The following is an 18,154-nucleotide window of genomic DNA, read 5'->3' as shown; positions in this document are numbered from 1 at the left end:
CGCGCCGCCGTCATGGTTTAGAGCACTTTGGCGATGCTCTGGCAGACGTAGTCGATGTTCTTACTGTTGAGCGCCGCCACGCACATGCGGCCGGTATCGGTGCCGTAGACGCCGAATTCCTCGCGCAGGCGCACCATCTGGTCCTTGGTCAGGCCCGAGTAGCTGAACATGCCGATCTGGGTGGTGATGAAGCTCATGTCCTGCTTCACGCCGGCCGACTTGAGGCCGTCGACAAGCTTCTGGCGCATGGCCTTGATGCGCACGCGCATCTCGGCGAGTTCCTTTTCCCAGACGGCACGGCGCGCCGGGTCGTTGAGCACCGCGGCCACCACCGCACCGCCGTGAATCGGCGGGTTGCTGTAGTTGGTACGGATGGCGATCTTGAGCTGCGACAGCACGCGCGCCGCTTCTTCCTTGCTTTCGCACAGGACAGAGAGGGCACCCACGCGTTCGCCGTACAAGCTGAAGCTCTTGGAAAACGAGGTCGACACGAAGAAGGTCAGGCCGGCTTCGACGAACTTGCCGATCACCGCGCCGTCCTCGGCGATGCCATGGCCGAATCCCTGGTAGGCCATGTCGAGGAAGGGGGTCAGGTTGCCGGCCTTGACGGTTGCGATGACCTGATCCCACTGGGCAGCGGTGATGTCGTAACCCGTCGGGTTGTGGCAACAGGCATGCAGCACGACGATGGTGCCGGCTGGTGCCGCCTTGAGCGCGCCGAGCATGCCTTCGAAGTCGATGCCGCGCTTGGCCGCGTCGTAATACGGGTAGCTTTCGACTTCAAAACCGGCGTTGGTGAACAGCGCGCGGTGGTTTTCCCAGCTCGGATCGCTGATCAGCACCGTGGCGGACGGGTTGAGCTTCTTCAGGAAGTCCGCGCCGACCTTGAGGCCGCCCGTGCCGCCGATGGCCTGGATGGTCGCGACGCGGCCGGAATTCACAGGCTCGCTGTCGGCGCCGAAGACAAGGCCCTTCACCGCGTTGTCGTAGGCGGCGATGCCGTCGATGGGCAGGTAGCCGCGTGCGCTGGGCGCCTTCATCATGTCGGCTTCCGCGGCCTGCACGCACGAGAGCAGGGGCAGCTTGCCGTTGTCGTCGTAGTACACGCCCACGCCGAGGTTGACCTTATTCGGATTGCTATCGGCGGCATATTGCTCGTTGAGTCCCAGGATCGGGTCGCGTGGCGCCATCTCGACGGCGGTGAACATTGACATTGGAAAAGTCCTTTGGGGGTGATCGGTTCGCGTGGACGCCGGACCTGCGTTACGCTGCCCGGTTCGCTTGAATTTTACCGGCCGCGCCATCACCTCCCAGAGTCACGCCATGCCAGAAACCTCCGAAGTCATTCCAGAGCGGCAACACGCCGACCCCGTGGGCCCCGCAAAGCAGGGCGAGTTCATCACGTTTCCGGGGTCGCCGTTCGAGCTGTTCCAGCCCTATCCGCCCGCCGGCGATCAACCGGCGGCGATCGCCGGGCTGGTCGAGGGGGTACAGGACGGCGAAGTGTTCCAGACGCTGCTGGGCGTCACCGGTTCGGGCAAGACCTTCACCATGGCCAACGTGATCGCGCGTCTCGGCCGGCCGGCGATCGTGTTCGCTCCCAACAAGACCCTGGCGGCGCAGCTCTACAGCGAGTTCCGCGAGTTCTTCCCCAAGAACGCGGTCGAGTATTTCGTCAGCTATTACGACTATTACCAGCCCGAGGCCTACGTGCCCCAACGCGACCTGTTCATCGAGAAGGACAGTTCGATCAATGAGCACATCGAGCAGATGCGCCTGTCGGCCACCAAGAGCGTGCTGGAGCGGCGTGATACGGTGATCGTGGCGACCGTGAGCGCGATCTACGGCATCGGCACGCCGGAGGACTACACGCAGATGCGCTTCATCATGCGGGTGGGCGACAAGATCGGCCAGCGCGACGTCATCGGGCGCTTGATCCGCATGCAGTACACGCGCAACGAACAGGACTTCTCGCGCGGCACCTTTCGCGTGCGCGGTGACACGATCGACGTGTTTCCGGCCGAGCACAGCGAGCTGGCGATCCGCATCGAACTCTTTGACGACGAGATCGAGACGCTGCAGTTGTTCGATCCGCTCACGGGGCGCATTCGGCAGAAGATCCCCCGTTTCACGGTCTATCCCTCCAGCCACTACGTCACACCGCGCGACAAGGTGCTTAGCGCGGTCGAAACCATCAAGCTCGAGCTCGACGAGCGGCTCAAGTTCTTTGTCGGGGAAGGCAAGCTGGTCGAGGCGCAGCGCATCGAGCAGCGCACCCGCTTCGACCTCGAGATGCTTGCCGAAATCGGCCACTGCAAGGGCATCGAGAACTACACGCGCCACCTGTCGGGCGCAGCGCCGGGCGAGCCGCCGGCCACGCTGACCGACTACCTGCCGAAGGACGCGCTGATGTTCCTCGACGAGAGCCACCAGATGATCGGCCAGCTCGGCGGCATGTACAACGGCGACCGCGCGCGCAAGACCACGTTGGTCGAGTACGGCTTCCGCCTGCCGTCGGCGCTCGACAACCGGCCGCTGAAGTTCGAGGAGTTCGAGACGCGCATGCGCCAGTGCATCTTCGTCTCGGCCACGCCGGCACAGTACGAGAAAGACAACGCCGGCAACGTGGTGGAACAACTCGTGCGGCCGACCGGCCTGATCGACCCCGAGGTCGAGGTTCGGCCCGCCACCCATCAGGTCGACGATGTCCTGCAGGAGATACGGCTTCGGGTCGACAAGAACGAGCGCGTGCTGATCACCACGCTCACCAAGCGCATGGCCGAGCAGCTGACGGACTACCTGGGCGACAACGGTGTCAGGGTGCGCTATCTGCACAGCGACGTCGATACCGTGGAGCGCGTCGAGATCCTGCGCGATCTGCGGCTTGGCACCTTCGACGTGCTGGTCGGCATCAACCTGCTGCGCGAGGGGCTGGACATTCCCGAGGTTTCGCTGGTGGCGATCCTCGACGCCGACAAGGAAGGTTTCCTGCGTGCCGAGCGCTCGCTCATCCAGACCATCGGCCGGGCGGCGCGAAATCTGAACGGCAAGGCCATCCTTTACGCCGATCGCATGACGGACTCGATGAAGAAGGCCATCGACGAGACCGAGCGCCGCCGCGCAAGGCAGGTTGCTCACAACGAGGCCCACGGCATCACGCCGCGCAGCATCGTGAAACAGGTTCGCGACCTGATCGACGGCGTCTACAGCGAGAAGTCGGGCAAGGAGGCCGCCAAGCGCGACCTCGAACGCGCCAAGGTCGAGGACATGTCCGAAAAGGACATTGCCCGAGAAATCAAGCGGCTCGAGAAGACCATGCTCGAGCACGCGCGCAACCTCGAGTTCGAGAAAGCGGCCCGTGTGCGCGACCAGCTTGCGTCTTTGCGCGAACAGGCTTTCGGCGGGCCCGGCCACGACAACGTCGTCATCCCGCCCGCCTGACGCGACCGCCCAAGTGGCTGCCGGGCTGCAATCGGGTTTACCCCAGCAGGCCGGAGGGCCTTCTGTTATACTTGAGCGAAATACTCAACAACAAAGAAACTTCGCGATGAAGGGCCGACTCCTAATAACTGGTTCACCAGTAAGGCCGGAGTCGGGCAGGGCGGAGACGACGTCACCGAGGCCCCGCGCCGAGGTGTCATTTCAACGGTAAGCACACAAGGAGCTTGCGATGCGTCTCACTACCAAAGGCCGCTTTGCGGTTACAGCCATGATCGACCTGGCACTGCGCCAGAACACCGGTCCGGTCACGCTGGCCGCAATCAGCCAGCGGCAGCAGATTTCGTTGTCGTATCTCGAGCAGTTGTTTGGCAAGCTGCGTCGCCATGAACTGGTCGAGTCGACCCGCGGCCCCGGCGGCGGCTATTCGCTGGGCCGCAAGGCTGCGGATATCACCGTGGCAGACATCATTGTTTCCGTCGATGAGCCCATCGACGCCACCCAGTGCGGCGGCAAGGAAAACTGCCTCGGCGAAGCGGGCCGTTGCATGACCCACGAGCTTTGGGCCTCGCTCAACCAGCGCATGGTGGAGTTTCTCGATTCCGTCACACTGCAGAAGCTGGTCGACGACCAGATCGCCAAGGGCGTGCAGATCGAGAACAAGCCGGCCGTGAAGCGTGCGATCTCCAGCCAGCCGGTGGTCAAGCCGATCCGCGTCAATGCGCCGAATTCCGTTTTTGCGCTGGGCAACGCCTTCGCCAAATCGTGATCCAGCGGCGCCTTCGGGCGCCAATCGAACTGCTTCGAAAAAGATAAACCCCACGCCAGCCTGAGCCAGCCATGGACGTCACTCCTCATTTCCCGATCTACCTCGATTACGGCGCGACAACGCCCGTTGATCCGCGCGTCGTCGACGCGATGATTCCCTGGTTGCGCGAGCATTTCGGCAACCCGGCGTCGCGCAGCCATGCGTGGGGGTGGGAAGCGGAAGAGGCCGTGGAAAAGGCTCGCGTCGACGTGGCCGAACTGATCGGTGCCGATCCGCGCGAAATCGTCTGGACGTCCGGTGCCACCGAATCCAACAACCTCGCTCTCAAGGGCGCGGCCCACTTTTACAAGGGCAAGGGCAAGCACCTGATCACCGTGAAGACCGAGCACAAGGCGGTGCTCGACACCATGCGTGAACTCGAACGCCAAGGTTTCGAAGTGACCTACCTGGACGTCCGGGAGGACGGGTTGCTCGATCTGGAGGCGTTCAAGGGCGCCATTCGCCCGGACACCATCCTGGCGAGCGTGATGTTCGTGAACAACGAAATCGGCGTGATCCAGGATGTCGTCGCGTTGGGCACGATCTGCCGTGAAAAGGGCGTGATTTTCCATGTCGACGCTGCCCAGGCCACCGGCAAGGTCGACATCGACGTCAAGAACCTGCCGATCGACCTGATGAGCCTGGCTTCGCACAAGACCTATGGCCCCAAGGGCATCGGTGCGTTGTACGTTCGCCGCAAGCCCCGTGTCCGGCTGGAGGCCCAGATGCACGGCGGTGGTCACGAGCGCGGCATGCGCTCGGGCACTCTGCCCACGCACCAGATCGTCGGCATGGGCGAGGCCTTCCGTCTCGCCAAGCTCGAAATGAAGGAAGACATCGCCAAGGCCCACGCCCTGCAGCAGCGTCTTCTCAACGGTTTGAAGGATGTGGAGCAGGTCTTCATCAACGGAGATCTCGAGCGCCGTGTTCCGCACAACCTGAACATGAGCTTCAACTACGTCGAGGGCGAGTCCCTGATCATGGGCATCAAGGGCCTGGCCGTTTCCAGCGGCTCCGCGTGCACCTCGGCCAGCCTCGAGCCCAGCTACGTGCTGCGCGCCTTGGGCCGCAGCGACGAGCTTGCGCACAGCAGCCTGCGCATGACGATCGGCCGATTCACGACCGAGGAAGAAATCGACTATGCGATTTCCACCATCAAGCACAACGTCGCCAAGCTCCGTGAACTGAGCCCGCTGTGGGAGATGTTCAAGGACGGCATCGATATCAGCACGATCCAGTGGTCGGCTCACTAAAGCTCAAAGAGGTACCCCATGGCTTACTCATCCAAGGTCATTGACCACTACGAAAATCCCCGCAACGTCGGCTCGTTCGAAAAGGGCGACGACTCGGTGGGCACCGGCATGGTCGGCGCTCCGGCCTGCGGCGACGTCATGAAGCTGCAGATCAAGGTCAACCCGGAAACAGGCGTGATCGAAGACGCGCGCTTCAAGACCTACGGTTGCGGCTCGGCGATCGCCTCGTCCTCGCTCGTGACCGAATGGGTCAAGGGCAAGACGCTCGACGAGGCGGCTGCGCTCAAGAACGCGCAGATCGCCGAAGAGCTCGCGCTGCCGCCCGTCAAGATCCATTGTTCGATCCTTGCGGAAGACGCGATCAAGGCGGCCGTCAGCGACTACAAGGCCAAGCATGGCGCGGGCGCCACGACGACGGAAGCCGTTCACTGACATGGCTGTGACCCTGACCGAATCGGCCGCGCGCCACGTCACACGCTACCTCGGCAAACGAGGCAAGGGCGTGGGCGTGCGGCTGGGCGTCAAGACCACGGGCTGCTCGGGCCTGGCCTACAAGCTCGAGTACGTGGACGAATTCGCGCCCGAAGACGTGGTGTTCGAGGATCATGGCGTGAAGGTCCTGGTCGACCCGAAGAGCCTGGCCTATATCGACGGCACGCAGTTGGACTTCGTTCGCGAGGGCCTCAACGAGGGCTTCAAGTTCAACAATCCGAACGAACGCGACCGTTGCGGCTGCGGCGAAAGCTTTCGCATCTGATCCCCGCCGGCCTTGCGCCCGAGCCGCCACCATGTCATGTGCTGGCGGCTTTTTAACGCCATGAATCTGAACGACACCGACTTCGAACTTTTCGCCGTCCCGGCGACTTTCGCGCAGGATCGCGCTGCGCTGGACGCACGCTGGAAGGAATTGCAGCGAGAGGCCCATCCCGACCGTTTTGCCGCACAGGGTGCCGCGGCGCAGCGAGTGGCCATGCAGTGGTCGGTGCGCATCAACGAGGCGTACCAGCGGCTCAAGAACCCGATCAGGCGCGCCACATACCTGTGCGAGTTGAACGGCTCCCCCATCAACGCGGAGCACAACACCGCGATGCCGTCGGATTTTCTGATGCAGCAGATGGCATGGCGGGAAGAGCTGGACGAGGCGAGCGACGTCGACGCGCTCGACAAGCTTCGGGCCGAAGTGGAAGCCGGTCGGGCCCGGGCGCTGTCGTCGCTGGATTGGCTCATCGATGAAAAAGGCGACTACCCCGCGGCAGCGCGTCAGGTGAGAGCCCTCATGTTCATAGAGCGCTTTGCCGAAGATATCGAAACCAAGTCCGATCAGTGGGGACAATAGCGCCATGGCATTGCTTCAGATTTCAGAACCCGGCCAGGCGCCCGATCCGCACCAACGCCGCATCGCCGTCGGCATCGACCTCGGCACGACCCACTCGCTGGTGGCCGCGGTGCGCAACGGTGTCGCGGAATGCCTTCCCGATGCGGAAGGCCGCGTGGTGCTGCCTTCAGCGGTGCGCTATCTCGACAAGGAGCGGCGCCAGATCGGATTCGACGCGCTGGCCGCGCGTGCCGCCGATCCAGCCAATGTGATCACCTCCGTCAAGCGCCTGATGGGGCGGGGCATCCGAGACATCGCCAATCGCGACGCGATGGCCTATCACCTGAGCGGCGATGACGGCGAAGTCAAGGTGCAGACCGTGGCGGGCGAGAAGTCGCCGATCGAAGTGAGCGCCGAGATCCTCGCGACCTTGCGATACCGCGCCGAAGACACCTTCGACGACGAACTCTACGGCGCCGTGATCACGGTGCCCGCCTACTTCGACGAAGGCCAGCGCCAAGCCACGAAGGATTCTGCTCAGCTCGCCGGCCTCAACGTGCTGCGGCTGATCAGCGAACCGACGGCGGCGGCGATCGCGTACGGGCTGGACAACGCAAGCGAAGGCGTCTACGCCGTCTATGACCTTGGCGGTGGCACCTTCGACATCTCGATCCTCCGACTCACCCAGGGCGTCTTCGAAGTCATCGCCACGGGCGGCGACTCGGCGCTCGGCGGCGACGACTATGACCACGCGTTGGCCGAGTTCGCTCTCTCGCAGACCGGCCGCAAGGCGCAAGGCGATGCCGACAGGGCCGCACTGCTGGTGGCGGCGCGGGCCGCCAAGGAGGCGTTGTCTTCCGCCGAGTCGGCCGAGTTCGTTGCAAGGCTGGTGGCGGGGGAACTCCGTTTCGAGGTCCGGCGCGCTCAATTCGATGCCGCCACGGCGAGCCTCACGGCACGCACGATCACGGCGGTACGCAAGGCGTTGCGCGATGCACGCCTTCAGCCCGCGGATTTGCAGGGCATCGTGCTGGTCGGCGGCGCCACGCGCATGCCGCAGATTCGCCACGCCGTCGGTGATTTCTTCGGGCGCGATCCGCTGACCAATCTCAATCCCGATGAAGTCGTCGCGCTCGGCGCGGCGATCCAGGCCAATCAGTTGGCCGGCAACGGCGGCGCCGATGACCTGCTGCTGCTCGACGTGATTCCGCTCTCCCTCGGTATCGAGACGATGGGTGGCTTGGTCGAGCGCATCGTGCCGCGCAATCAGACCATTCCGACGGCGATGGCCCAGGACTTCACGACATACAAGGACGGCCAGACCGCCCTGGCCCTGCACGTGGTGCAGGGCGAGCGTGACCTCGTCGCGGATTGCCGCAGCCTGGCGCGATTCGAGCTGCGCGGCATTCCGCCGATGGCCGCCGGCGCTGCGCGGATCCGCGTCACCTTTACCGTCGATGCCGACGGCCTCCTCAGCGTGGGCGCCAAGGAGCAGGGCAGCGGCGTGGAAGCGAGTGTCACGGTCAAGCCGTCCTACGGCCTTTCCGATGACCAGATCGCGGCCATGCTTCAGGAGAGCTTCTCGACCGCCCAGCAGGACATGCAGGCGCGTGCGCTGGTCGAGGCGCGCGTGGACGCCGATCGCATGTTGCTGGCCACGCAAAGCGCGCTCGACGCCGATGGCTCGCTCTTGACGCCTGAAGAGCGCGGCGCGATCGGGGCGTTGATGGAAGGGCTGCGCAGTGCGCGATCCGCCAGCGACGCTGCCGTGGTCGAAGCCGCGACGAAGGCGCTGGCGGACGGCACGGAGGCTTTCGCTGCCCAGCGCATGAACGCCGGCATTGCGCGTGCGCTCGCCGGCCGACAGATCGAATCCCTGTAGAACCCTCCATGCCCACGATCAAGATTCTTCCCCACCCAGAGTACTGTCCGCAAGGCGCAGAGATCAGCGCGCCTGCCGGCACCTCTATCTGCGAGGCCATGCTCGAGAACCACATCAACATCGAGCACGCATGCGAGATGAGCTGTGCCTGCACCACCTGCCACGTCATCGTGCGGCAGGGCCTCAGCTCGCTCAATGAAGCCGAAGAGGGCGAGGAGGACCTGCTGGACCGCGCCTGGGGCCTCGAGCCGCAGTCGCGCCTGAGCTGCCAGGCCATCCTGGCGCAGACGGACCTGACCGTCGAGATTCCCAAATACTCGATCAATCACGCGAAAGAAAATCACTGATGACCCGGCAGATCGTTCTCGACACCGAAACCACAGGCCTCTCGGCGGAGAACGGCGACCGCATCATCGAACTGGGATGCGTGGAGCTATACAACCGGAAACTCACCGGAAACGACCTGCACATCTACTTCAACCCCGAGCGCGAAAGTCATGAGGACGCGCTCAAGGTGCACGGCCTGACGACGGATTTCCTGCGAGACAAGCCCAAGTTCGCGACGCTCGGCAACGACATCGTCGAGTACCTGCGTGACGCCGAACTGATCATTCACAACGCGGCCTTCGACGTCGGCTTCCTCAACAAGGAATTCGAGCTCGCCGGCCTGCCGCCGCTGCGGAGTTTCGTTGGCGAGGTGACGGACACGCTCGCGATGGCGAAGACGGTGTACCCCGGCAAGAGGAACTCGCTGGATGCGCTGTGCGACCGCTTCGGCGTCGACCGCTCGAACCGCACCTTTCACGGCGCGAAGCTCGACGCGCAACTGCTGGCCGACGTCTACATCAATCTGACGCGCGGACAGGACGCACTCCTGATCGACGTGGCGACGAACGAGCCGACGCAAGGCATCGTCATCACGGTGGACCTGAGCACGTTCCAGTTGCCGGTGCTCGTCGCGACCGAGCACGAACTTTCGGCGCACGAGGAAGTGCTGGCGCAACTCGACAAGTCGAGCAACGGTAGGACGCTTTTTCGCCAGATCGCTGAAAAAGCTGTGGCATAATCGCAGGCTTCGCACCATACGGCGCGAAGAATTCCAAAAGGCGCATGTCACCTGCATGTGCGCCGCGGGCGGTTAGCTCAGGGGTAGAGCACAGCATTCACACTGCTGGGGTCGGAGGTTCGAAGCCTCCACCGCCCACCAAATTCCCCTTCGTCAAGTTGTTGCGTCGAACTGCATCGACGTGACGCGCGGTCGCGTCCGATGCATTGCGGATCGCTTTCCGTGAAGGATCGTGGGATTCCCCGGTGGCAAGGGAGTACTCATGCACGCAGCGCTGCCATCAGGCCATCTGGCGCGTCGTCCCGACGGAAACAACATCTTGCAGCAACTGCTCTCGACGAAGAGCCGATGAACACCCGGATACTGGATGCGGGCCGCTTCTCGGCGCTTCCCTCGGAATGGCTCGGCCCGGAGGGTCGATCGATCGGTAGCGTCCCTTGTGCCACTGGTTGCAGGTGCGTCAAGGTTCGCGGCAATGCACCGTGCCTGTGTGCCCGATGGTTGCCGTCGCACTGCGGCCTGATGCGGGAGGCGATCGTCCGGGTGAGCGAGGCCGAGCACTGCTCGGCGGCACCCGGTCCCATTGCCTTGCGCGTCACGCCACGGCGCCTGTCGAATTGATGTCGGATGGCATCGGCGTGACTCGGCATCGGAAATGGCATTCAGTTCACGCGTCGAATTGAAGGGCTTTCACTGTCGTGGATCGCGCGCCTATCGAATCACTGGATCAAGAGAAAGTTCGCCGTAAATGATTCGGCATAGCTTCACTCACACGCGCACTGCTGAACGGAGCGACTTCGCAGACATGCTCTATCGCTACGCAGTCTTGTCGTACTCCCACAACGGATTCTCCAAACACGAGGGTTGACTCTGCATGGTTACTGGATGAGTCGGCATGACTGTCCACGCCCAAGAGAACCCCCCCTGATGCAATAGCGACAACTTCCCGCAAGGAGGTTGGCCCGGGGTCCAGTGGGAGCACAAAAGTGCCAGTCACGGTGAGCCCTTCGAACCGGAGCCCTATGTTTAACTTGGAGAAACCTGCAATGAAAAAATCTCTGGTTGCCTTGGCTGCTCTGGCTGTCGCCGGCGCCGCCTCGGCTCAGTCGTCTGTCACGCTGTTTGGTGTGGTTGACGGCGCCGTCAGTGGCTACTCGAACAAGTCGGAAGAGCTTACCGGTCAAAGCGCCACTCTCAGCCAGACTGCCCTCAACAATTCGGGCTACAACGCCAGTCGTCTGGGCTTCCGTGGTGCGGAAGACCTCGGTGGTGGTCTGGCGGCCAGCTTCTGGCTCGAAGCTGGCCTGAACAATGACGAGGGCACTGGCACTGCGACCGGTGGTGGACTCCAGTTCAACCGTCGTTCGACGATCAGCCTGTCGGGCGCATTTGGTGAGTTGCGTGCCGGTCGCGACTACACCCCGACCTACTGGAACGACACCGTGTTCGATCCATTCGGCACCAATGGCGTGGGCACCAACCTGATCTCGACTGCCAGCAAGAGCGGCGACTGGGCCAATGACAACTACACTCGCGCGAGCAACTCGATCGGCTACTTCCTGCCGCCGAACCTGGGTGGCTTTTACGGTCAGGTCATGTACGTGTTCAACGAGAAGCACAAGTACGCTCCGGCCGCGTTCACGCCGAACGAGCCGCGGTACCAACGTACGGGTCGCTACATCGGCGGCCGCATCGGCTATGCGACTGGCCCCGTCGATGTCGCACTGGCCTACGGTGAAAGCACGATTGCCTCTGACTTCAGTGCAGGCTTGAACACCACGCTCAACACGTGGAACCTTGGCGCTTCGTACGACTTGAATGTGGTGAAGCTCTTTGGCGAGTACTCCGACAACAAGGTCAAGTCGAACTCGAGCAATCCGGCGTTTGACCTCAACTTGCCGGAGCCCGGTTTCCGGGGCGGATTGCTCGGCGTGAGCGTCCCCGTCGGTCCAGGTCTGATTCGCGCTTCCTACTCGGCAGTCAGGTATCGGAACACGGTTGATTCAGGCTACGAGCCAAAGGCCGACAAGCTCGCTATCGGCTATGTGCACAACCTCTCCAAGCGCACTGCCTTGTATACGACGGTGGCTCGCGTGAATAACAAGAACGGAGCTGAGCTTGCGGTGGGTGGCCCGGGCTTCATCACCGGTATTGGCAACATTCCATTGACTGCCAAGACCTCTACCGGCTACGACATCGGCATGCGTCACTCGTTCTAATCGGATATCTGGCGGCATTCAACGCCGCTAGATAGTTCCAGCAGGCTGGCCGGCGAAAGTCTGCCGGCCTTTTTTCGCGTTAGTCGCGAGTAGATTGTTTGGGCGAACTCACGGGCTAGCCCAGGGAGAGTATAAAAATGACGACCAACAGTGTCCTGTCGACTCAAACTGCAGAGAAGATGCTGGATCTCAATGATCTCCGCGTTTTCTCGTACGTCGCGTCATTCGCCAGCTTTTCATTGGCAGCTGATGCATTGAACATTCACAAATCGAGTGTGAGTCGAAGTGTTGCGCGACTAGAAACGATGCTCGAAGCGCCCTTGCTACAGCGGACGACGCGAAAGGTTCGCCTCACTCGGCGCGGCAATGCACTGAAAGAGCGCTGTTCCGAAATCCTTTCGCGTATCAACGAGACGATTGGGTATGTAGGCGGTATCGATGTGGAGCCACGGGGGCGTCTCACAGTCTGCATCGGCACGGAGATCGCACTGGCGAATCGGCTCCAGAGCCATTCGTTGCCGCAGTTCCTGGCGCACCATCGCAACGTGCAGGTGGCGATTCGCTACGTGAGCAGCAGGTCCGACATGCGGGCGGAGGACGTGGACATTGCTGTTTACACGGGTTCGCTGGCCCCGCAGCCGGTGAACATCCAATTGGGCGCGATCAAGCGCCATGTGTGCGCGGCACCTGAATATCTTCAGCGGCGAGGCATGCCAGCCGATGCCTTGGATCTGGCGAACCATGACATCATCGTGAGCGATGGCGAGGATGTTGCTGGCTTCGCGCTCGGCAGTGCCGTCGAGTCGTCGCTCTTGTCTGAGATGCGTCCGCGCCTGAGCGCCAACGACCCGTCGGCGGTGCACGAACTGGTGGTTGCCGGTGTCGGAATCGGCTGTCTCCTGGGGCATCTCTGTGCTGACGACATCAAGGCCGGACGCTTGATCGAACTGCTTCCGGAGCTTGCGGTCGCGCCGCTCGCCGTCAAGGTTGCTTTTCCCAGCAAGCGATCGGCTTCGCCGGCGGTCAGGAAGTTCGTGGAACTGCTGAAGTCTTCACTTGCCAACGACGTCCGGTTTCAACACTAGCGAATGAGAGCCCGCCTGTGCAGCGGGCTTCCTGAAATGGAGACCGCGCTGCCGACGCATGGGTCCCCGCCACCGTCAGTGCATGCCGCTTTGCAGGTCCTGTCGCATCTTGCTTGGAGCCATCCGGTACCAGACCTTGAACTTGCGACTGAAGCTTGTCGGGTCCGAGTACCCAAGCTGCGATGCGATGGATTCCATCGACAAGTCGGTGTGCTGTAAATACCAGGCTGCATGCGCCTTGCGCAGTTCATCCTTGATGTCGGAGTAGCTGATGTCCGCTGCCGCGAGCCGCCGAACCAGCGTTCGTGGCGAGATACCCAGGTCCGAGGCCAGAGCGCTGGTATCCGGATTGCTCGTCAGTCTCTCGAAGAGTGCGCGCCGGACGCGTTGCACGAAGTCGCCATGCCCGAGTTCGGACTCCATCTTCTGGCACGCCTGCGAAGCGTCCGCAAACGCCTTGGCATCGGCGGAGGCCGAAGGCGCGCGGAGTAGTTCTGCCGGCAGTTCGAAGGTCAGGTATTCCTGGTCGAACGCCACGCTCCGCACGTAACGCAGACAAGGCACGTCGTTGTCCGCGGGACGGGCGTATGGCAATCCCACCGTGAGTTCGTCGACAGGCCGTCCCACGATGGCCTCCAGCAGGCGCACGTGCGCGCCAAGAATCGACTGCATGACGAACACGTGCGTCTCGCCAAGAGGCAGTAGTGGCTTGACCTTGAGGGTGCTCCATCGAGGGCCGTTTTCTACCTGGAACTCCAGGCTTCCGAAAATCAACTTGGCGTGGCGGGTCATGACCTGGAGGCCCTGGTCCAAGCTGTTGCTGGTCACAGCCGCTATTCCGACGGGGCTGTGGTACGGCTGGAGCATGGATCCCGCCATCAAACCCAGTGCCGGCTCCCCACTGCAGTGAATGGCATGGGCAACAAATCGGCGAAAGACAGCGAAGTCCACCATCTGCCGATCCTCATGGAGATCCTGCCAAGCCAAGCCTGCGTTCGCAAGCACGGTCGAGGGGCGTACGCCACGGCTGTTCAAGCAGTCCAGAATTCTTCGAACGTAGACCGGATGGGCGAACGGGATGGAGATCTCGTCCTTGGGGTTCATGGCTCAGTAATTCGGTTTGACGTGATTCACCCATTGCTGGGACGGGCCTTCGCAAAGGTTGCGAACCGGACCACGCGATGTCGTCTATCGAGGGAGAGCAGCCGGACCAGGGGCGATGGGTAGAGGCTGAAGGAAATGGCGCTCTCGCATGCCGCGATCGAGTGGAACGGCTGTCTTGGTCGAAGCGTTTTCGAATCTTCGACTCTACAGTTCCCCTCGGGAATGGGAGTCTTCAAATCACTGCGAAAACTCACTGAAACTTGTCCGAAACTGAGTCGCCTGGGGCAGGAAGCTTTCGCTGAGGGCAGGGGGATTTCGGTTCAGTGGTCGATTCTTCGTGCGATCTACCGGCAGATTCTCCCGAGAGCCAAGACGATTCGCCGTCTTGCGATTCCATTCGAAGAACGTGTCGGCCCACGCCGACGCAAAATGCTTCCGTGCGCCGTCCACCCGTTTCTCCTGGGCGCATATAACGGCGCAGGAAGGAGCACCCCATGGCCACCAGTCCTGATCTACCGACGCCGATCACGTCCGATCCTCCGGACCTGCCGGAACTCCCTGTGGAGCCCGACAAGGGGCCCGCAACACCTCCGGGAAGCCCGACAGACCCGGAAAGCCCCTTCACGGTGCAGCCGGAATGATCGAGCACGGGCGTCCACCATCCCGCTAAGCTCGCGGGATGGACGAATTTGATTGCGCTGTCATCGGCGCCGGAGTGGTCGGGCTCGCCGTCGCGCGAGCGCTCGCATTGCAGGGGCGCGAGGTCATCGTGCTGGAGGCCGAAGGCGCAATTGGTACCGGCACGAGTTCTCGCAACAGCGAGGTGATCCACGCCGGCATCTACTATCCCCAGGGCTCGCTGAAGGCGCGGCTGTGCGTCGAGGGCAAGCATCTCCTCTATGAATACGCGGGTGAGCGTGGCGTGCCTCATCGGCGCTGCGGCAAGCTCATCGTCGCCACGGCCGAGGCGCAGGTGGCGCAGCTGGACGGCATCATGGCCAAGGCGCGCGGCAACGGCGTGGATGACATGGCGATGTTGACGCGCGAGCAGGCGCGGGCGATGGAACCCCAGCTCGAGTGCCATGCCGCACTGCATTCGCCGGGCACCGGCATCGTCGACAGCCACGCGCTCATGTTGAGCCTGCAAGGCGATCTCGAGAACGCCGGTGGCCTCGTGGCGCTGAAGTCCAAAGTCGAGCGCGCCGAATGCGGCGCTGGCGCGACCGTCCTGTTGACGCAGGATGGGACCGCGCTTCGATGCAACATGGTCGTGAATTCCGCCGGCCTGGCGGCACCTGCGCTGGCCCGCCGGTTTCAGGGCTTGCCCGCTGATGCGGTACCGCCGGCCTTCTTCGCCAAGGGCAACTATTTCACCTTGGCCGGTCGGGCACCTTTCAGCCGCCTCATCTATCCAGTGCCGGAGGCCGCAGGCCTCGGTGTGCATCTGACGCTCGATCTCGGGGGGCAGGCGAAATTCGGTCCGGACGTGCAATGGGTGGCGTCGCCCGACGATCTGGTCGTGGATCCGGCGCGCGGCGACGGGTTCTACGCCGAGGTGCGCAGGTACTGGCCCGCATTGCCCGATGGCGCGCTCATTTCGGGCTACGCAGGCATTCGCCCCAAGATTTCCGGGCCGGGCGACGCAGCGGCCGACTTCAGGATCGAAGGGCCTTCCACACACGGCGTGCCGGGGCTGGTCAACCTGTTCGGGATCGAGTCACCGGGGTTGACCAGCAGCCTTGCCATTGGCCGCCATGTGGCCGAACTGCTGTCGTAGATGTGCGAGGGCATGTACCATGGAACGGCACGCCGCTGTCGGCGTGAAGTCGCCGGCGCGGTGCCGGCGCGACGAGGAGGACCTTTTTCAATGACTGCATCCACCAATCTCGAAGCAGCGGCGAACGCCGTGGCTGAAGATATCGCGAGCGACGTCCGCGGCGTGCTCGCCAGCAAGGATCTCGATTCCGTGCCCCACATCAAGGCACTGCGTCAGCGCATCGACAGCAAGCTGGCGATCGCGCGTGAACTCGCGGCGGAGAAGAGCCGCGTTGCCGCGAAGAAGGCCCGCGAAGCAGCCAATACGGCCAACGCCTACGCTCACGATGAGCCGTGGCAGATCGCCGGCGCCGCGCTGGCGGTGGGCGTGTTGGTGGGCCTGCTGCTTGGCCGCCGCTGAGCGCCGCGCATCCGGCGCCTGCGGAGGCGGCCGATGAGGCTGTCGGCTCTCTTCGGGTTCAAGGGTTACCTACGCCGGCTACGCATCCTGGCGGGTGAAGGTGCACTGGCTGCCGAAGACCGGGCACAGCTTCTGCGGTTCGCGTGGCAGGACGAGAAAAAGCGTCTCCAAAGAATCCTGGGACTGGTGATCGCGGTCATCGGGCTCACGACGATTGCCATCGCGTTGCTGTCCGTGGCGGTCGTCGTGCACTTCTGGGATACGCCGCACCGCATCACTGCGGCCTGGCTGGTGGCCGCGGTTTGGGTTGGACTCTGGCTGGCGGCGGTGATCGCGCTGATGTCCACGCTGGGCAAGTCTTCGGAGGCCTTCGATCCGGCGCGCGAGGCGTTCGAGCGCGACCTGGCATGGGTCCAGGAGAGTCTCGGTCGTCACCCCAGCGACGAGGCGACACGCCAACGGCGACCCGCCACCCGCGAAGAACTGCTCGCGCGCATCGAACGCCAGCGCGAACGCGTCGCGACGCTCCAGGATGCTGCCGCCGGAGCCGGAGAGCCGGCGCCGCCGCCCCGAGCGGACGAATCGGCGAGCGCCACGGCCATGCGTCTGGCGCGCGAGCATCCCATCGCGACCGGCGTGGCGGCTGCAACCGTCGTAGCCGTCGTGGGGCCGCGTCGCCTCGTTCGCTGGGCGGCCGTGATCGTCCCGGTGATCTGGCGGATGCGCTGATCGCGGGTTCAGGCGCGGCGCTTGCGCAGTGCCTGTGCCGACTCGCGCACCAGCGCCGGCCCGCGATAGATCAGTCCCGTGTAGATCTGCACGAGGTCGGCACCGGCTTCGATCTTGGCTTGTGCATCCGAAGCGCTCAGGACGCCGCCCACGCCGATGATCGGATACCTGGAGCCCAGTTCGGTCCGCAACTGGGTGATCACGCGGTTGCTCGCTTCCATGACCGGCGCACCCGAAAGGCCACCGGTTTCATTGGCATGCGGCAGTCCTGCCACGGCGTCCCGTGCGAGCGTGGTGTTGGTGGCGATCACGCCGTCCATCCCATGGCGCCGAAGCGTGGCCGCGATCACCTTGACCTGCGCCTCCTCGAGGTCCGGTGCGATCTTCACGAAGAGTGGGACACGCTTGCCTTGCCGTGCGGCCAACGCCTCGCGCTTGTCCGCGACGGCGCCCAGCAGCGCGTCGAGCGCCTCGTCGCCCTGGAGTGAGCGCAGGTTGGCCGTGTTGGGGCTCGAGATGTTGATGGCCACGTAGTCGGCGTGGGGGTAGACACCGTCCAGGCAGATCAGGTAGTCGTCCACCGCGTGCTCGATCGGGGTGGCCGCGTTCTTGCCGATGTTGAGGCCGAGAAGCATCGGCGCCTTGGCTGTGCCACGGCGAAAACGCGCGCGCTGGACGTTCGCGATGAATGCTTCGAGCCCGTCGTTGTTGAAGCCGAGCCGGTTGATCAGCGCATCGCGTTGCGGCAGACGGAACATGCGCGGTTTCGGATTGCCCGGCTGAGGCTTGGGTGTGACGGTCCCTACCTCCACGAAACCGAAGCCCATCGCGGCAAAGGCATCGATGCAGCGGGCGTTCTTGTCGAGGCCCGCCGCGAGTCCGATGCGGTTCGGAAACTGCAACCCGGCGACGGTGATCCGGTCGTCCACGCGCGGCGCCGCATAGGCGCAGGCCAGGGGCGTGTTCTGCGTGCGCGCCAGCGCGTCGAGCGTCAACTCATGGGCATGCTCGGGGTCGAAACCAAAGAGGAAGGGTCGGGCAAGCCCGTAAAGCGAAGAGGGCAACAGCAGGGGCATCGG

Annotated in this window: 18 protein-coding genes and 1 tRNA gene; 16 read left to right on the top strand and 3 right to left on the bottom strand. The window is 63.4% G+C overall.

The features are described from left to right. Positions 1 to 17: 17 nt before the first annotated feature. Complete coding sequence (locus tag QTH97_RS12470; RefSeq protein ID WP_286568463.1) at positions 18 to 1,214, bottom strand: amino acid aminotransferase; 1,197 nt, start codon at positions 1,212 to 1,214, stop codon at positions 18 to 20. Between the two features lie 109 nt (positions 1,215 to 1,323). Here QTH97_RS12470 and uvrB point away from each other — a divergent pair, with 109 nt between their 5' ends. The 12 genes from uvrB (at position 1,324) to QTH97_RS12410 (ending at position 13,066) form a co-directional block, all read left to right on the top strand. Then, the gene (gene uvrB / locus QTH97_RS12465; protein WP_286568462.1) at positions 1,324 to 3,441 is read left to right on the top strand and encodes an excinuclease ABC subunit UvrB; all 2,118 of its coding nucleotides are present in this window, start codon (positions 1,324 to 1,326) and stop codon (positions 3,439 to 3,441) included. A 229-nt stretch (positions 3,442 to 3,670) separates the two neighbouring features. Then, positions 3,671 to 4,207 (top strand): Fe-S cluster assembly transcriptional regulator IscR, encoded by a 537-nt coding sequence (gene iscR / locus QTH97_RS12460; RefSeq protein ID WP_028253560.1) that lies wholly within the window; start codon positions 3,671 to 3,673, stop codon positions 4,205 to 4,207. A gap of 71 nt (positions 4,208 to 4,278) precedes the next feature. Continuing rightward, positions 4,279 to 5,499, top strand: coding sequence for an IscS subfamily cysteine desulfurase (locus tag QTH97_RS12455; RefSeq protein ID WP_286568461.1), 1,221 nt, complete (start codon positions 4,279 to 4,281; stop codon positions 5,497 to 5,499). An 18-nt stretch (positions 5,500 to 5,517) separates the two neighbouring features. Continuing rightward, positions 5,518 to 5,931, top strand: coding sequence for a Fe-S cluster assembly scaffold IscU (iscU, locus tag QTH97_RS12450; protein ID WP_286568460.1), 414 nt, complete (start codon positions 5,518 to 5,520; stop codon positions 5,929 to 5,931). Between the two features lies 1 nt (position 5,932). Continuing rightward, positions 5,933 to 6,256 carry an iron-sulfur cluster assembly protein IscA gene (gene iscA / locus QTH97_RS12445; protein ID WP_286368289.1) on the top strand — a complete coding sequence of 108 codons (324 nt, stop codon included), beginning with the start codon at positions 5,933 to 5,935 and terminating at the stop codon, positions 6,254 to 6,256. A gap of 60 nt (positions 6,257 to 6,316) precedes the next feature. Further along, complete coding sequence (gene hscB, locus QTH97_RS12440; RefSeq protein WP_286568717.1) at positions 6,317 to 6,835, top strand: Fe-S protein assembly co-chaperone HscB; 519 nt, start codon at positions 6,317 to 6,319, stop codon at positions 6,833 to 6,835. Between the two features lie 4 nt (positions 6,836 to 6,839). Beyond that, complete coding sequence (hscA, locus tag QTH97_RS12435) at positions 6,840 to 8,696, top strand: Fe-S protein assembly chaperone HscA (RefSeq protein WP_286568458.1); 1,857 nt, start codon at positions 6,840 to 6,842, stop codon at positions 8,694 to 8,696. An 8-nt stretch (positions 8,697 to 8,704) separates the two neighbouring features. Then, positions 8,705 to 9,043, top strand: coding sequence for an ISC system 2Fe-2S type ferredoxin (fdx, locus tag QTH97_RS12430; protein ID WP_286568456.1), 339 nt, complete (start codon positions 8,705 to 8,707; stop codon positions 9,041 to 9,043). After that, the gene (gene dnaQ, locus QTH97_RS12425; RefSeq protein WP_286568455.1) at positions 9,043 to 9,762 is read left to right on the top strand and encodes a DNA polymerase III subunit epsilon; all 720 of its coding nucleotides are present in this window, start codon (positions 9,043 to 9,045) and stop codon (positions 9,760 to 9,762) included. The genes fdx and dnaQ overlap by 1 nt, the downstream gene beginning before the upstream one ends. A gap of 66 nt (positions 9,763 to 9,828) precedes the next feature. Then, positions 9,829 to 9,903: transfer RNA gene (locus tag QTH97_RS12420), tRNA-Val, on the top strand. A gap of 905 nt (positions 9,904 to 10,808) precedes the next feature. Then, entirely contained in the window at positions 10,809 to 11,981 is a 1,173-nt protein-coding gene (locus QTH97_RS12415) for a porin (RefSeq protein WP_286568453.1), read from the top strand. A 137-nt stretch (positions 11,982 to 12,118) separates the two neighbouring features. Further along, complete coding sequence (locus QTH97_RS12410; RefSeq protein WP_286568452.1) at positions 12,119 to 13,066, top strand: LysR family transcriptional regulator; 948 nt, start codon at positions 12,119 to 12,121, stop codon at positions 13,064 to 13,066. A gap of 75 nt (positions 13,067 to 13,141) precedes the next feature. Here the strand turns inward: QTH97_RS12410 and QTH97_RS12405 are convergent, their stop codons facing one another. Beyond that, on the bottom strand, positions 13,142 to 14,170 hold the full coding sequence (locus tag QTH97_RS12405; protein WP_286568450.1) for an AraC family transcriptional regulator: 1,029 nt from the start codon (positions 14,168 to 14,170) through the stop codon (positions 13,142 to 13,144). Between the two features lie 494 nt (positions 14,171 to 14,664). On the opposite strand from QTH97_RS12405, the gene QTH97_RS12400 reads away from it, so the two are divergent. From QTH97_RS12400 to QTH97_RS12385, 4 genes are all read left to right on the top strand, one after another. Continuing rightward, positions 14,665 to 14,811 carry a stereocilin gene (locus tag QTH97_RS12400; protein WP_286568449.1) on the top strand — a complete coding sequence of 49 codons (147 nt, stop codon included), beginning with the start codon at positions 14,665 to 14,667 and terminating at the stop codon, positions 14,809 to 14,811. Between the two features lie 38 nt (positions 14,812 to 14,849). Continuing rightward, complete coding sequence (locus QTH97_RS12395; RefSeq protein ID WP_286568448.1) at positions 14,850 to 15,947, top strand: NAD(P)/FAD-dependent oxidoreductase; 1,098 nt, start codon at positions 14,850 to 14,852, stop codon at positions 15,945 to 15,947. Positions 15,948 to 16,037: 90 nt separating this feature from the next. Next, positions 16,038 to 16,346, top strand: coding sequence for a glycine zipper domain-containing protein (locus QTH97_RS12390; protein ID WP_028253573.1), 309 nt, complete (start codon positions 16,038 to 16,040; stop codon positions 16,344 to 16,346). 33 nt (positions 16,347 to 16,379) lie between these two features. After that, the gene (locus QTH97_RS12385) at positions 16,380 to 17,075 is read left to right on the top strand and encodes a phage holin family protein (RefSeq protein WP_286568447.1); all 696 of its coding nucleotides are present in this window, start codon (positions 16,380 to 16,382) and stop codon (positions 17,073 to 17,075) included. A gap of 8 nt (positions 17,076 to 17,083) precedes the next feature. On the opposite strand, the gene QTH97_RS12380 is transcribed toward QTH97_RS12385, so the two are convergent. Then, on the bottom strand, positions 17,084 to 18,151 hold the full coding sequence (locus tag QTH97_RS12380) for a quinone-dependent dihydroorotate dehydrogenase (protein ID WP_286568446.1): 1,068 nt from the start codon (positions 18,149 to 18,151) through the stop codon (positions 17,084 to 17,086). Positions 18,152 to 18,154 lie beyond the last annotated feature (3 nt).

Source organism: Variovorax gracilis, from assembly GCF_030317115.1.
Classification (GTDB): domain Bacteria; phylum Pseudomonadota; class Gammaproteobacteria; order Burkholderiales; family Burkholderiaceae_C; genus Variovorax; species Variovorax gracilis.
The sequence above is the reverse complement of the archived record's forward strand: the minus strand, read 5'-3'. Positions and strand labels throughout refer to the sequence as shown.